General features: G+C 41.2%; 14 protein-coding genes and 2 pseudogenes. 14 read left to right on the top strand and 2 right to left on the bottom strand.

The features are described from left to right. Positions 1 to 95 precede the first annotated feature (95 nt). The 13 genes and pseudogenes from WMO13_RS07460 to WMO13_RS07400 all read left to right on the top strand — a co-directional run. Positions 96 to 515 (top strand): VOC family protein, encoded by a 420-nt coding sequence (locus tag WMO13_RS07460; RefSeq protein ID WP_026879192.1) that lies wholly within the window; start codon positions 96 to 98, stop codon positions 513 to 515. Positions 516 to 608: 93 nt separating this feature from the next. After that, complete coding sequence (greA, locus tag WMO13_RS07455) at positions 609 to 1,085, top strand: transcription elongation factor GreA (protein ID WP_026879193.1); 477 nt, start codon at positions 609 to 611, stop codon at positions 1,083 to 1,085. 56 nt (positions 1,086 to 1,141) lie between these two features. After that, positions 1,142 to 2,239 carry an AI-2E family transporter gene (locus tag WMO13_RS07450; protein ID WP_034855914.1) on the top strand — a complete coding sequence of 366 codons (1,098 nt, stop codon included), beginning with the start codon at positions 1,142 to 1,144 and terminating at the stop codon, positions 2,237 to 2,239. Positions 2,240 to 2,506: 267 nt separating this feature from the next. Continuing rightward, positions 2,507 to 3,670: an efflux RND transporter periplasmic adaptor subunit gene (locus tag WMO13_RS07445; protein ID WP_051396270.1), complete on the top strand. Its 1,164-nt coding sequence runs from the start codon at positions 2,507 to 2,509 to the stop codon at positions 3,668 to 3,670. Beyond that, the gene (locus WMO13_RS07440) at positions 3,670 to 6,813 is read left to right on the top strand and encodes an efflux RND transporter permease subunit (RefSeq protein ID WP_051396271.1); all 3,144 of its coding nucleotides are present in this window, start codon (positions 3,670 to 3,672) and stop codon (positions 6,811 to 6,813) included. The genes WMO13_RS07445 and WMO13_RS07440 overlap by 1 nt, the downstream gene beginning before the upstream one ends. Before the next feature lie 274 nt (positions 6,814 to 7,087). Next, on the top strand, positions 7,088 to 7,723 hold the full coding sequence (gene lipB, locus WMO13_RS07435) for a lipoyl(octanoyl) transferase LipB (RefSeq protein WP_026879194.1): 636 nt from the start codon (positions 7,088 to 7,090) through the stop codon (positions 7,721 to 7,723). A gap of 199 nt (positions 7,724 to 7,922) precedes the next feature. Further along, positions 7,923 to 8,648, top strand: coding sequence for an AzlC family ABC transporter permease (locus WMO13_RS07430; RefSeq protein ID WP_026879195.1), 726 nt, complete (start codon positions 7,923 to 7,925; stop codon positions 8,646 to 8,648). Further along, on the top strand, positions 8,641 to 8,988 hold the full coding sequence (locus tag WMO13_RS07425) for an AzlD domain-containing protein (protein ID WP_051396272.1): 348 nt from the start codon (positions 8,641 to 8,643) through the stop codon (positions 8,986 to 8,988). Before WMO13_RS07430 ends, WMO13_RS07425 begins: the two co-directional genes overlap by 8 nt. A 183-nt stretch (positions 8,989 to 9,171) precedes the next feature. Beyond that, positions 9,172 to 9,573, top strand: coding sequence for a VanZ family protein (locus WMO13_RS07420; protein ID WP_026879197.1), 402 nt, complete (start codon positions 9,172 to 9,174; stop codon positions 9,571 to 9,573). Continuing rightward, entirely contained in the window at positions 9,570 to 10,466 is an 897-nt protein-coding gene (locus tag WMO13_RS07415) for a DUF2877 domain-containing protein (protein WP_026879198.1), read from the top strand. Before WMO13_RS07420 ends, WMO13_RS07415 begins: the two co-directional genes overlap by 4 nt. A gap of 273 nt (positions 10,467 to 10,739) precedes the next feature. Next, positions 10,740 to 11,705, top strand: a complete 966-nt coding sequence (gene arcC / locus WMO13_RS07410) for a carbamate kinase (RefSeq protein WP_245601168.1) — start codon at positions 10,740 to 10,742, stop codon at positions 11,703 to 11,705. A 133-nt stretch (positions 11,706 to 11,838) separates the two neighbouring features. Further along, positions 11,839 to 12,354, top strand: a complete 516-nt coding sequence (locus tag WMO13_RS07405; RefSeq protein ID WP_026879200.1) for a helix-turn-helix domain-containing protein — start codon at positions 11,839 to 11,841, stop codon at positions 12,352 to 12,354. Continuing rightward, positions 12,351 to 12,782, top strand: a pseudogene (locus tag WMO13_RS07400) (IS3 family transposase); the annotation flags it as partial. The gene WMO13_RS07405 and the pseudogene WMO13_RS07400, both read left to right, overlap by 4 nt. 26 nt (positions 12,783 to 12,808) lie before the next feature. Here WMO13_RS07400 and WMO13_RS07395 read toward each other — a convergent pair. After that, entirely contained in the window at positions 12,809 to 13,816 is a 1,008-nt protein-coding gene (locus WMO13_RS07395; RefSeq protein WP_342386827.1) for an IS30 family transposase, read from the bottom strand. A 52-nt stretch (positions 13,817 to 13,868) separates the two neighbouring features. Between WMO13_RS07395 and WMO13_RS07390 the strand changes: the two are divergent. Next, positions 13,869 to 14,288, top strand: a pseudogene (locus WMO13_RS07390) (IS3 family transposase); the annotation flags it as partial. Positions 14,289 to 14,361: 73 nt separating this feature from the next. On the opposite strand, the gene waaC reads toward WMO13_RS07390, so the two are convergent. Next, a complete protein-coding gene (gene waaC, locus WMO13_RS07385; RefSeq protein WP_026879050.1) occupies positions 14,362 to 15,354 on the bottom strand; it encodes a lipopolysaccharide heptosyltransferase I in 993 nt (330 codons plus the stop codon). Positions 15,355 to 15,439: the final 85 nt, after the last annotated feature.

Here is a 15,439-nt window from a genome sequence, read left to right as displayed (position 1 = left end):
ATTAGAACTTAAGCGTATAAGAGAAAACGGGTATGAGATAGTAGATCACATACCCGTTATTATTTTTTGTCGTAGTCTTACAGAGGAGAGAAGAGATGCGTTTTTTACATACAATGGTTCGCGTAACGGATTTAGAGAAATCATTAAAGTTTTTCACAGAAGTCTTAGGGCTTAAAGAGACTCGCCGTAAAGAGTATCCACAGTGGGAATGCACTTTAGTCTACTTAGCGGCTGAAGGACAAGATGTTGAAGTTGAGTTAACTTATAATTGGGATTCTGACGAAAAATATGGCATTGGCCGAGCATTCGGGCATCTAGCTTTTGAAGTGGACGATATCTACGAAGTTTGCCAACGCGCGGTGGATGCGGGTATTGAGATCAACGTTCCTCCAAGAGATGGCTGGATGGCTTTCTTTAGATCCCCTGATGATATCTCTATTGAGTTATTACAAAAAGGGGAGCCTAAAGCACCACAAGCACCTTGGAAAGACATGGAGAATGTCGGTTGGTGGTAATGTAATCCTAAGATAGTTCATAGTTCACGTTGCAACTGTGAACTATGGTGGGCTATGAACTGTAATAAGAATAATAAGTAAAGGATAAATTAGATGAAAAAATTCCCCATGACAAAAGTGGGTGCAGAAGCACTACGTCGTGAATTAGACGATTTGAAACAAGTACAAAGACCTCGTGTGATCGAAGCTATTGCAACAGCTCGCGAACACGGGGATTTGAAAGAAAATGCAGAATATCATGCAGCAAGAGAAGAGCAGAGTTTTATCGAAGGTCGTATTGCCGATTATGAGGCGCGCTTAGCAAATGCTCAGGTGATTGATATTTCTGAAATTCCGAATACGGGAAAGGTGATTTTTGGCGTAACAGTCACACTTTTTGATGTGAATGAAGATAAAGAAGTAACTTATCAGATTGTTGGCGAGCATGAAGCGGATGTGAAACAGAATAAGTTATCGGTTGTTTCCCCTATTGCACGGGCGCTCATTGGTAAATCTGTCGATGATGAAGTCACTATTCAAACACCCGGTGGTGATCGTCTATATGAAATCATTAGTGTCGAGCACATCTAATATCTAATATCTAATATATTTTATTCCTAATAAAGGCTGATAACAGAGGAAAACTTATGCAAGCATTAACAGCAAATCCGGTGGCAAAGTGGATTATTATTCTAATTTTACTATTAGGGGCTGTTTTCTTTCATGAGTTCCTCGTTCCAGCATTAGGGGCGATGATTATTACGTTTGTGACTTGGCGTCCCTATACCGATTTAGTCCGCTTTTGCCGAGGAAGCACCTTACTTGCGGCTTCTATTGCAACGACTTTAACGGTTTTAGTAATTATTATTCCATTTTTATTTTTATTACATTATCTCTATGGTGAGATGATGCTTTTTCGGACTTGGTTGATCGAAGCCAATACTTATGGCGTTGCGACACCGGTTTGGTTACTCAATTTGCCCTATGGCGATGAACTTGGAAAATATTGGGTAGAGTATTTAGGGACACCTAATGGGGTAAATCTTTTTTTCACCGAGATTGGCCTTGCGAATTTAAGCTATGTTGCAGCTGTTACGAAATCAGTGACAAAAAGTTTTAGTGCTTTAGGGTTTACGTTGCTCTTTATGATGATTATTCTCTTTTTCTGTTATAAAGATGGTCGAAGAATCAGTAGGCAATTAGATAAAGTGGGAGAACGTGTATTCCCGGGGCGTTGGAAACGGATTTCTCGTATTGTCCCTACACTTGTGAGTTCTACGGTTTCAGGAATGGTGATTATTGCCATCGGTGAAGGGATTGTATTTGGTTTCGTCTACTACTTTGTCGGGGCACCAATGCCAATAACCCTCGGTATCATTACCGGTATTTTTGCTTTGATTCCAGGCGGCGCACCGATGTCTATGTCCTTAGTGTCGCTCTATTTAGTGGGAAATCACCAATTAACTCAAGGGATTATTCTATTTTGTTGGGGGACGGTTCAGCTCTTTGTCGTTGATAAAACGATTCGTCCTCGTTTAGTGGGCGGTGCTGTTAAACTGCCTTTTTTACCAACCATTTTAGGGTTAGTCGGTGGCGTTAAAACGATGGGGATTATCGGGCTCTTTATCGGGCCTGTGATTATGGCGCTTTTAGTCGCTATTTGGCGTGAATGGGTTCATGAAGATAATCCACGACAGCTTGATGCAGAGCTAAAAGCTGAAATGTCAAAAAATAAACATAATTGAAGTTCTTGTAATTAGTCGACAATCATATATTAATCATTTGGGAATCCCTCAAGTTGAGGGATTTTTCTTAGAATTGAATATATAGTGGCGATGTTCAGTGCATTTTGATTAAATTCAGTTTCATCACTACAGAGGTGGGCTTATTTTCAATTTAAAATAATTAAGATAACCTTAAGATTCAATTGGTCTACTATCCTATTGATAAAAATAATATTTATTAAGATGGAAATATGAATTGAATCGGCTTGATACTTCAGAAGGAATAGAATGAATAGAAATTTTACAAAAAGATGGGGGCTATTGTGTCTTATAATATTGCTATCGCCGTTAACAGTATTTGCCAAAGTGACGGATGTCGAGCTTGCTGAGGTGGTGCTGCAGGATAAATTTGAAGAGATCTATGCTGTGGGAATTCTCTATCCTTATCAAGAAGTGATTGTCCGACCTGAAGCGTCCGGATGTATCGTAGAGATTGCCTTTAAAGAGGGCGAAGAGGTGAAAGCGGGGGATCTTCTCATTGCCTTAGACTCCAGTATCGAAGCCGCAGAGTTACAAGAGAGCAGTGCAAAGCGGGTGTTAGCTAAGCAAAATCTCGATCGAATGCTTGCCGCAAAAGGTGGGTCAACTGCTCAGGCGCGTGATGTTGCGCAGGCTGAATATGCCCAAGCAGTGGCAAATGAAGCGATTGCTAAGGCTAAATATGAGCGCCGTTTTATTCATGCTCCTTTTGCCGGAACAATGGGATTGAAGAAAGTAGAACTAGGTGATTATGTACAATCAGGGGCTGACCTTGTTCGGCTACTGAATATCGATCAATTACGACTAGAGTTTAATATCCCCGAGCGTGTTGCTCACGTCGCCGAGCGGGGGCAAAATGTCACTTTTACGGTGGATAATTTTCCCAATAAGCTCTTTACCGCAGAAGTCTATGCTGTAAGCCCTGAAATTGAGCAGAAAGGCCGATCCCTATCTGTATTAGCGAAATTTCATAATGAAGATCAGACGCTGATTGCCGGTTCATTTGCGCGTTTAAATCTCTTAATTCCCCTCAATTATCAAGTGATTATTATCCCGGAAGAATCAATTTTTGCTTCGGAAGGGGCACAATTTGTCTATCGAGCAGTCAAAAATGAGAATGGCGATGGCTTTATAGCTGAGTTAACGCCGGTGGAGATAGGGCAGAGAAGTACCTTTAATGTGGAAATATTATCGGGATTAAATCCGGATGATATCGTTGTGAAAGCAGGACAAGTACGTATTAAAGATCAGAGTGAAATTCAAGACGCAACGGGTACCCTTCTTCCTGAAAAACTACGTAGTAAAACGAATCAAGATAATACACAAGATCAAGCGCCCGAGATTCAAAATAATAACAGAGTAGAAAATAACGTAGGAAATAGAGTCGGCGATACGGCAGATCAGGAGTCATAATGAAATTATCTGAAGTCTCGATTAAACGACCGGTCTTTGCGATCGTCATTAATATTATTTTGATTCTCTTGGGGCTGATCGGTTTAGATCGGATGTCGATACGGGAATATCCTGATATTGATGTACCGATTATTAGTATTCGTACAAGTTATCAAGGGGCAAGTCCTGAGATTATTGAGACGCAAGTGACTAAAGTGATTGAAGATGCGGTGACGAGTATTGATGGCATCGATTATATCGCGTCCGATTCTCGGCGCGGTTCCTCTTCGATCAACATTACTTTTAATCCTAATAAAAATATAGAAGAAGCGGCCAATGATGTACGTGATCGGGTTGCGCGGGCGAAGCGTTCGCTGCCTGATGAGGTGGATGATCCGATTATTCAAAAGAGTGATTCTGATGCCGACCCTGTGGTGATTCTAGCGCTATCAAGTGATCAATATAGTGCCATTGAGCTCACTAAGATGATCGAGACCATTGTCCAACCTCAAATCGAATTACTCGATGGCGTGGCGAATGTGACGCTTTGGGGCGGACGAGAACCGGTGATGCGAATCTGGATTGATCCACAGAAAATGGCGATCTTAGATGTGACAGTGAATGATGTGGAATCGGCGCTTCGAGCGCAAAATGTGGAGATTCCCGCGGGAACTATTAAGAGTTCAACGCAAGAGTTCTCCATTGTGGCGAGAACTGATCTCAATCAAGTGGAAGAGTTTCGCAATATTATCATCAAAGTGGCAGATAATGATGTCACTGAAAATCGTCCAATCGTCCGTCTAAGTGATGTTGCCTTGGTGGAATTAGGGGGCGTAGAGGAGAGTTCTCGTCCTCGATTAAATGGTAAGCCCGGCGTAGGGGTTGCCGTCATTAAGCAATCGGTTGCCAATCCGTTAACGCTCTCTGCTGATATTCGCGCACTATTGCCGGCATTACAAGAATCGTTGCCTGATGATGTTCAGATCGCGGTAACTTCTGATTCCTCGGTCTTTATCAATAAATCTTTAGGGTCAGTGTATAGCACTATTATCGAGGCGCTCATTTTTGTGGGCGTCATTATCTTTATTTTCCTAAGAAATTGGCGCGCAACTTTAATTCCAATGGTCACGGTGCCCATTTCCCTCGTGGGAACGCTCTTTGTGATGTATCTCTTAGGCTACTCGATCAATACACTGACGCTTTTAGCTTTCGTTTTGGCAATTGGGCTTGTGGTGGATGATGCGATCGTGATGTTAGAGAATATTCATCGACATATTGAAGAGGGATTAAGCCCGATTAAAGCGGCATTTATTGGTTCTAAGGAGATCGGTTTTGCCATCATTGCGATGACTATTACGCTAGCAGCTGTTTTCTTGCCTTTGACCTTTACCCAAGGGCGAATCGGGAAGCTCTTTGTGGAGTTTGCCGTCACCTTGTCGGTTACTGTACTTATTTCAGGCTTTACTGCCTTAACGCTCTCGCCGATGATGTGTTCTCGATTACTCTTGAGTCATCGAGCAGAAAAGGATTCTGAGACAAAGCCACGAAAATGGAGCATTACCCGTTTATTTCATCGGATATCTGACGGTATCGAGTGGTGTTTGAATAAATTGACAGAAGGATATGGCCGATTACTACATTGGCTAGTGAAAGCCCGTTACTTTGTATTGCTCTTTATGGTGGTTATTTTTGCCGGCGCAGGTTGGTTTTATACGAAATTACCGCAAGAACTATCGCCGACAGAGGATCGAGGAATGATTCGAGTGATGGCGATTACACCGGAAGGGGCAACGGTTGACTTTACCGATCGTTATTTTACTGAGGTGGAGGATCATCTATTAGATAATTTAGATGAAGGCACAACTGTTTATGCGATTTCGGGAATCTCAATGGGGGCTATCGGTTTTGTGACACTTCCTGATTGGGATGATCGTGATGAATCGCAAATGGAGATTACTTCTCGTTTAAATAAAGGGTTACAGGATATCGCTTTAGGGCTGCGGGTATTTGCAAGTAATCCACAATCACTCGGACAGCGAGGAGATTCCAAAGATGTACAGATTGTGATTCGTTCCAATGATTCCTTTGAGAAGCTCGATGGTCAGGTTACCGAAATTATGGAAAAAATGCGGGAGAATCCGCTCTTAATTTCGCCAGATAATGATTTACGAATGAATACACCACAGTTGGAGGTTTCTGTCGATCGGGAGAAATTAGCGCTCTTAGGTATTGATGTTTCTGTGGTCGGGCGTACTTTAGAAACTGCGCTCGGTGGGCGAAATGTCACTCGTTATAAAGAGGGTGCAGAGCAATATGATGTAATGGTGCAAGTGGATCCACAAAAACGAAGTCAACCGAAAGATCTCGAAGGGATCTATGTACGATCGCAGTATGGGGAAATGGTGCCACTTTCAAACTTTGTGACGGTGGAAGAGACGATTGCGCCGCAGAATTTACGGCATTTTAATAAGCTCCGTTCGGCCACTATTTCAGCCAACTTAGAGTCAGGCGTTTCCCAAGGGGAAGGGATTGCCATTGTTGAGAATATTATTCGGGAGGTGATTCCGGAGGCGATGCTCGATTATCAAGGTTCATCCCGGGAATTTATCGCCTCAGGTGCTTCAATGGTCTTGATCTTTATGATGGCGCTACTCTTTATCTATCTAGTATTAGCGGTTCAATTTGAATCTTGGATTGATCCTTTTATTATTCTCTTTAGTGTACCATTAGCTGGTTTTGGGGCGTTAGGTGCTCTTTATTTAGTCGGCGGGACAATCAATATCTATAGTCAGATCGGTTTGGTGACACTGGTAGGATTGATTACTAAACACGGGATATTAATTGTTGAATTTGCGAATCAGATTCGGGAAGAGGGCGTGTCTAAAGTGGAAGCGGTGATTCGCTCGGCGACTTTACGGTTACGACCCATTCTGATGACAACCGGTGCAATGGTACTGGATTCTATTCCGCTTGCGCTTGCAATTGGTGCAGGTGCAGAATCTCGACAAGCGATTGGTTGGGTAATTGTCGGTGGAATGAGTGTCGGAACATTCTTCACTTTACTTGTGGTGCCAATTGTCTATCTCTTTATCGGCGGACGTAAGCGTCGATCAAATCCTGAGTTACAAAATTCAGCAACTGATCATAATGAGGTAGCAGTGTAATTATTATGCTTTTGTTCTCTGATTCTCTGATTCTCTGATTCTCTGATTCTCTGATTCTCTGAGTTTCTGCCACGATTTTCAGTAGGATATTGGTCGGGGGAGTCGGTAATGATCCGGAATAATTAAAAATATTGGGAAATACTCGGAAATAATGAGAAAGAATAGGGAAGCATTGCTCGGATGCTTCCCTTTTTGTATGAAGATTTCTGGTCGATAAAATCGGGCAGGATCAGGTACAATACGTTACTACTGAGTATAGGTATGAGAAAAGATAATGAAGATAGTATCGTTGGGTGAGCAACCTTATTTATCGGTATATGAAGCAATGAAACAATTTACCGAAACAAGAGATGAGAAGAGTGAAGATCAATTATGGGTGGTCACTCATCCGCCGGTTTATACTCAAGGGCAAAATGGGAAACCGGAACATATCCTCAATCCCGGCAATATTCCGATTGTTCAAGTCGATCGTGGTGGGCAGGTGACCTATCATGGGCCAGGGCAGATTGTGATCTATACTTTGATTAATTTCAAAGCAAGACAATGTGGCGTGCGCTCGTTGGTGCGTGCTTTAGAGCAGGCGGTCATCGCTACTTTGGCCGATTACGGAGTTAAGGGAAATGGGGATGTGAATGCGCCGGGCGTCTATGTTGCCGGGAAAAAGATTGCGGCACTTGGGCTTCGGATTCGTAAAGGCTCGGTCTATCATGGCTTGAGTTTGAATGTCGATATGGATTTAACCCCCTTTTCCGGCATTAACCCTTGTGGTTATCAAGGATTAGAAGTGACTCAATTGGCTGATTGGGTTGATCATCCATTAGAGATAAAAGCAGTGACGGAAACATTATTACAACATTTAACCTACTCTCTTGCATCGGCGCAGTTAAGTGTTGCTTTTAAAAGTGCCTAATGAAGCAGGTGAGATTTATGACTATTATTGATCGATAGATCTGACAAGCTATTGATTAAAAAAGAGTGCGTGATAGGCTAGAGAATTAGTCATAGTTAGGATGACATTCAGGCTGAATAGATTAAGGGTGAATAGTGATGCAAGCAAGAATGTTTGAGATGCAGGCTCATACGATAGGGGAAGAGATGAGGGCAAAACAATGGGGGTAGCACAACAGGAGAAACGCTCGGCAGTTCAGGCTGAAGGTTGGCAGCGAGCAGTACAAATCACCTTGCCGGTCGCAATGGGGTATGCACCCGCAGGAATGGCCTTTGGTGTTTTAGCGAGTGCTGCAGGGATTCCTTGGTGGATTTCAGTTGTAATCTCGATCGTGGTCTTTTCAGGGGCGGCACAATATGCGGCAATTCCCTTAGTGGCAAGTGGTGCCGGGATCTTTAATCTTAATCTCAATACCTTTGTGATTAATTTACGCCATATTTTCTATGCACTTCCCTTAGTGGATATTTTGCCGGCGAATCGATGGAAGCGAGCTTATTGCTTATTTTGTTTAACAGATGAATGTTTCTCGGTGATGAGTGGTTTATCAAAAGCAGAACAGCAACGATATTTTCTACAAGTAGCTTTTCTCGTACACGCCTATTGGGTGGTTGCGACCATTGTCGGTATTATTGCTGGGGAGCAGTTGGCGAATCTCATCCCTCATTTAGAATTTGCATTACCGGTGCTCTTTGTCATTCTCTGGTATGAGCAGATGCGCGTTAAAAATATTTGGTGGCCAACACTGATTGCATTAGGTTGCTATCTCTTGAGTTTATGGCTCTTTCCACAATATGTCTTAATTTTGGCACTACTCTTATCTGTGGGGGTTATTATGATTCGGGGGGCACTTTTACGTCATTTAAGCAAGGAGCAGATCAATGGGTAATATGAGCTTAATAGCGCTGCTGATTGCGATTCTATTGATGGGGCTGATAACCTTTTTACTTCGTGCATTCCCGACCTTTGTCCCTAAAAAGGTGTTAGATTCTTATCTGTTACGATATCTCAATTATGCGCTGCCACTGAGTGTGATGGCGATTTTGATTATTCATAGTATGGAGATTGATTTTGCGGCGATTAATGGGGCACTATTGTTGGCAAAAGTGGGGGCTTTAGCATTTGTTCTAGGGAGTTATATTCGTTGGCGAAATGTCTTTTTAAGCGTGATTATCGGAGTTGTGGCCTTAAATGGTTTGATTTATCTTATTGAATGGCTTGTACAATAGCCTAAAAGATCGTTAAAATAGCAGACCGTTTTGTGTCAGGATGGATCTACTTTATCGATTATTTTTCATTTAATTCAAAATCAATAATTTAGGGTAATTAGAACGAGAGCACTATTCAGACACAATTTTAATCTTAATGGACAGCGCAAATGTGCAGTACACATAGACTATAAGAACAGAAAGATGACAATTGCAACTAGGTGGCTATGGGTCACAATTTTTTGGTTTGTTTTAATGACATTAATGCTTTTTCTGCCGGATGCGACAGAAAATCTACCAACACCGCTGCTTTTCCCGCAAAGTGATAAAGTTGTTCACTTTGCTATTTTTGCAATTCTAGCAGGGTTACAGTACCACACGCTTAATCAATATCGACAAAAGCTGCAAACGCGACAATTGATCGTGATATTTCTAGCCTTTTTTAATATTCTCTTTGCCGCATCGAGTGAAATTATTCAAGAACACTGGGTCGATGGCCGTAGTGGTGATGTTTGGGATGTGGTTGCTGATGTGATAGGACTAATTGCCGGAATGGGGATCGCTAAATTAATCGCCCTTTCAAGTCGTCGAGGCACTATGGAATGATAGCCATTCTTTCGATTGATCAAAAATGGGCAACACCCTTACAAGTAGGTGCACAATATCAAATTCATTCCTGTTTTACGCATGCACTGAATCTGATCGATCAAGAGGGGCAATTTGCTACATTTTTATCTGCCGGTTTCCCGGATGGCCCTCATACACTGCGAGTAAATAGACTTCCAAAGGCAACCTTAGAAGCATTACAAAAAGCAGAAATCCCTCTGCAATATCAAGAGATCGATGGCAAAGGGGCATTTATAGCGCCGGGATTATCTTTTAGCTTTAACGATGCCACAACTTATTGGGAGAGTGAGCTTCCGGTCTTAGATTGGAAATCACAATCGCAAAGGGATATTAAACAATCTTTAGATGCGAGTTTGCAATTGGCACAATCCCTATTACCGGCTAGAGCGTTTGATGATCGGGTGATGCAATATATTTACGAGACACTCAATTTGCAAAGTCGTGCGCTTATTGAAGCCATTGCGCATAATAATGCGCCGGAAGTTGCGCAGTTAGCTACGAAGCAGATTGGGCTTGGAATGGGACTAACACCTTCAGGGGATGATTTCTTAGTGGGGATGATGCTCATTCTATGGCTCAATCCTACACGTTATCAATCTCTTTTAGCACAGCTTCAAGTAACAATTGAGGATAGCCGTACGCATACCAATGAAATTAGTTGGTGGATGCTCAATTATGCTGTTTCAGGACGATTTAATGGTTGGTTACAAGAATATGCTAAGGCATTAGTGAGTTCAGATTTAAGCGCACAACGTACTGTATTAACCCAAATTCTGACGATCGGTTCAAGCTCGGGGTCGGATATGGTAATGGGAATTGTGGCGGGGCTACAAGTATTATTGAAAGATAATGCAATCCAAGATAGAAAATAACGCAAAAATAGTACAATCACGATCATTAAGAATGAGTAACGAGCAAAAATAAGGGAGCGTTACGGCTATTTTGGAGGATGTATTCTAAAAAGGCTCTATTTATTAAATCAAAAATTAATGCAATCAATCGGGTTATTTAAAAATATTTTACTGATTGATTTTATTATTGATTTTCATCATAAAGCTGACTTTTTCGATCACAAAAAAATAATTCTTAGGGTACACTGTGGTAGTCTTTATTGAATAATTAAACGACTAAATGAGGAATCAGTTATGGAAAAAAATACGATGAAAGAGAAGCCAGTGATGGTATTAGCAATTGGTGGGAATGCATTAATTCCGGATAATAATCATCTTGATATGCAATCACAGCGGGATATTGCGGCAAAGTTAGCGAAGAATATCGTAGATTTAAGCGAAGAGGGCTGGCGCGTTGTACTCACTCATGGCAATGGGCCTCATGTAGGCATTCATCAGAGCCAAGGGGAAGCAGCCAAAGATAAATTGCCCCAATATCCTCTAGATCATTATGTATCAGCAACACAAGGTGAGATCGGTTATCTCTTGCAGTCTGCAATTTATAACGAATTAATGCAGCGTAAGATCAATCAACAAGTAGCGACGCTGATTACTCAAGTGGTAGTCGATCCGAAAGACCAGGCATTTACTCATCCCGATAAACCGGTCGGTGTTTTCTTGAGTGAAGCGGAAGCAAAACAGTATGAGAAAGAGCTTGGTTGGAGCGTGGTAGAAGATTCAGGTCGTGGTTGGCGCCGAGTGGTTGCTTCTCCAAAGCCTAAGCAAATTTTAGAGCTTAAAATGATTGAGGAACTTATCGGTAATGATGTATTGGTTATCTCTTGCGGAGGTGGCGGGATCCCTGTCATGATCGATGATAAAGGGCAGTTACAAGGGGTTGAAGCAGTGATTGATAAAGATCGTGCCTCATCGCTTTTAGCTTCAGCATTAAAAGCAGATGTCTATCTTATTCCTACAGGCGTTGAAAAAGTCGCGATTAACTTTGGTAAACCTAACCAAGAGTGGTTATCAGAGATGACGGTAGCAGAAGCGAAAGCTTATATGGAAGAGGGTCAATTCCCGGCAGGTAGTATGTTGCCGAAAGTGGAATCACTATTAGATTACCTTAAAGAGAACCCTAAGGGTGCCGGTATTGTGACGACCCTTGATGCAATGGCTGATGCCCTTCGTGGCAAAACAGGGACTCGTATTGTGGTGTAAGTTGTCTAAAGTATTGACATCATAACTCTTCAAAAGTGAAAGAAAAAATCAGAATAATCAGAAAAATAAAAAAAAGAGAGATGGATATGAACTGCACCCCAAAAGTTGGACACGACTTTTGGGGTGTTTTTATATGGCTAAGTATTCTTTAGATTTCAAATTAAAAGTAATATCATTTTATTTAAACGGCTATGGTTATAGATCAACTGCAAACCATTTTGGCATACTTCATTCAGCAGTTAGAAAATGGGTTAAACTCTATCAATATCATGGCATTAAAGGGATTGAACCTCGGCATTCAAAGTTAAAATACACCGCAGAATTCAAATATCATGTTTTAATTTACATGAAGACTCACAATCTCTCTCAGCAAGAGGTCGCTGCATATTTTAATATTCCTACGCAAAGTTCTATATTAGAATGGCAAACTCTCTTCAAACAAGGTGGTTTTGAAGCGCTTAAGCCCCGTAAGAAAGGTCGACCTAATAAAATGAAACGCCCCCAAAAGCCTGACAATAGAACCGAACAAGAAAAATTGATTGATCAGCTTCAAGAAGAGCTTATTTATCTTCGTGCGGAGAATGATATCTTAAAAAAGTTTCAAGAGATGGACGAGAAGGAAGAACGGCAAAGGCAAAAGTCAAAATAATTGAAGAGCTTAAAGACAAGTATCCTTTGGTTTTATTACTAAATTTGATCGATATTCCAAGAAGTAGTTACTACTATCATCGCCTATTACTTCAAAAAACAGATCCAGAGAGCGAGCTTAAATCTCGGATTCTAGCCGTATTTCATGAAAATAAAGGTTGTTATGGATACCGTCGTATTACGGCAGTTTTGCGCAGAGAATTTGTCATTAACCACAAAAAAGTTCAAAGAATAATGCAACAGTTGAATCTTAAGTCATTGGTTCGACCCAAAAAATATCGCTCTTACAAAGGCCAAGTAGGACGAATTGCTAAAAATCTATTAAAGCGCCAATTTACAGCATCTCAACCTAATCAAAAGTGGGTAACTGATGTTACCGAGTTTAAAGTTAATGGGGAGAAACTTTATTTATCACCGATTTTAGACCTCTTGAGTTCCAATTTCTAACGCAACAGTTAATGTTTCGTCATCTGAGTAGCTTCATATTCCTTGTGAAATAGTTCTGTAATAACTTCGATAGGCGATCTAAAATTAAAGCGTTTTCGAGGTCGACTATTGAGTGATAGCGCTATTTCATCAAGCTCTTCCTGACTATGAATAGAAAGATCTGTCCCTTTGGGCAAGTATTGTCGTATCAAACCATTGATATTCTCATTACTCCCTCTTTGCCAGGGGCTATGGGGATCACAAAAGTAGATAGCAACTCCCGTATTTTGCGTGATCTGAGCATGATAAGCCATTTCTTTCCCTCGATCATAGGTCATTGTTCGTGCAAATGTTAAAGGTACTCGATTGAGTGCTGCGCTAAACCCTATAACGGCAGAGGTTGCGGTTGCATCTTCCATTTTGATTAACATAACATAACCACTAGTGCGCTCAACTAATGTGCCGACAGCTGAAGCGTTGCCTTTTCCTTTGATCAAATCACCTTCCCAATGTCCAGGTGTTAAACGATCTTCAACTTCTGGAGGACGTAAGTGAATACTTACTAAATCAGGAATTTGCCCTCTTCTATCCACAGTTCCTTTTCGGGGTTTTCGTGTGGTACGTCCTTGCCTTAAACATTGGAGTAATTCTTTTTTTAATTGGCCAACGGGTAAAGCATACAAGGCATTGTAGATTGTTTCTTGGCAAACATAGTAACTAGAATTAGCCATCTTTTTAAGTACCCCGGATATTTGTTCAGGAGATAATTTAGCACGTAAACACTGTTCCACAAAACCAAATAAGACCGTTCCTGGCGTTAGTTTTTCATCAGGGGCGCATCTCTTTCTAGCTTGTAAATAGGCGTACTGTGCCTTTGTTGCAGCATAGTGATCTTTATCCTCAACTCTTTTTAACTCTCTGGAAATTGTCGAAGGCGATCGGTTTAGCTCTTTAGCAATGGTTCGAATACTTTTATTAAGTTGTATACCAACTTCAATATTGATCCGTTCATTAAGTGATAATCTTGAATAGTTCATGGCAACATTTTACTCCTTAAGTAAGTGTTGCGCTAGGAATTGGATTCCGCCCCTGTATAATCAAGAGATTATTAGTTACGAAATATCTAAAAGACCAAAGTACGATCTTGTTAAATTGATGTTAGAAAAAGCTTTAAAACGCTTCGTCACCAGCAAGAAAGGTAGGAAAAAATTAATCCTTCACTCAGATCAAGGCTGGCAATATCAAATGAGTCATTACCAACAAAATCTGAAAGATCATAATATCAAGCAAAGCATGTCTCGTAAGGGAAATTGCTACGATAACGCAGTTATGGAAAATTTTTTCGGAATACTAAAATCAGAATGCTTTTATACTCAACAATTTAAATCAGTTGATCAACTTGAAGATGAACTTCATAAATATATTGATTATTACAATCACAAACGCATTAAACTTAAACTAAAAGGACTAAGCCCGATTGAATATCGAACTCAGTCCTTATCATTATAATTTTAAAACCGTCTAACTTTATGGGGTCACTTCAGATAAATCTCTCTTTTTTATGGTCGATTGTTTTAGTCGCTTATCGGTTAATAGGTAAGGTAAAGGATTCAATAACTTTGATGACTTCGGAAACTTCTGGGTTTTGTCCTTTTCCTCCTAAATTGCGAGCATAGGGATTTTGCTGCGTGGGAATCACGCCGGCATAGTGGGAGTCACTACCGAGGAACAGACCGATAATGGGCCGATCTTGAGTATTAGCAAGGTGGGCAAAGCCGGTATCGACTGCAATAATAAGAGATGCTTTTGAGAGAATGAATCCCGCTTCTTGAAGGGAGACTCTTGGCATAACAATCGCTTCAGGTACTTGCTCGGCAATACGTTCGGCGCGGGCTTTTTCCCGCTCATTCCCCCAAAAGAGAATGGAGATTAACCCTCGACGTATTAAGTATTGACCTACTTCGATCCATTTTGTTTCTGGCCACTCTTTATTCTCGGCGCTAGTCCCATGAATCAGCGCGACAAAAGGGCGGTCAGGTGTTAAAGGGGAGCGTTCATTCCAATGATCAATCCCAAAATCTGCTAACGGTTCTGGTGTATAATTAAATATTTGCGCTAGGAGCTGTCGATTACGTTCAATTGCAGTGAGGCCTTTTTGTACTGAAAAGCCATGTTGGTAAAATCGTGCGGCAAATGGATCTCGGATCGATTCTTTTGTGTAGCTATAAGTGGGAATGGTGCCTTTTTGTGCCGCCATTTTTGTGATCATTGCACTTTTAAAAAGCCCTTGGCAATCAACGATTAAATCCCATTTTTCAGCTTGAAGCGCTGTTTTGAATCGGCCAAAATCTTGCCAGGTTTCCCGTTTGAATAGATTTTTCTTCCAGCGGCGACTGCCAAAGATAATTAGATCTCGTGTCATCGGGTGCATACGCGCGATATCGGCAAATGATTCCTCAACCACCCAAGTGAGATGATATTCATTAGGACGATGGCGAGATAGATCGGTTAATGCAGGAAAGGTATGTATTAGATCCCCCATAGAGGAGGTTTTAATGAGCAATAATTTTTTCATGTAGTAAGGATCTATCGACTATTGATTGAAGTGGTCATGAGGCAGATATTTGTTATTCTTATGCCTGTTAATCAGGTTCTATAAG

Origin of the sequence: Ignatzschineria larvae DSM 13226 (assembly GCF_038500265.1) — a bacterium.
Lineage (GTDB): Bacteria > Pseudomonadota > Gammaproteobacteria > Cardiobacteriales > Wohlfahrtiimonadaceae > Ignatzschineria > Ignatzschineria larvae.
This window is presented reverse-complemented; position numbering and strand designations above follow the sequence as displayed.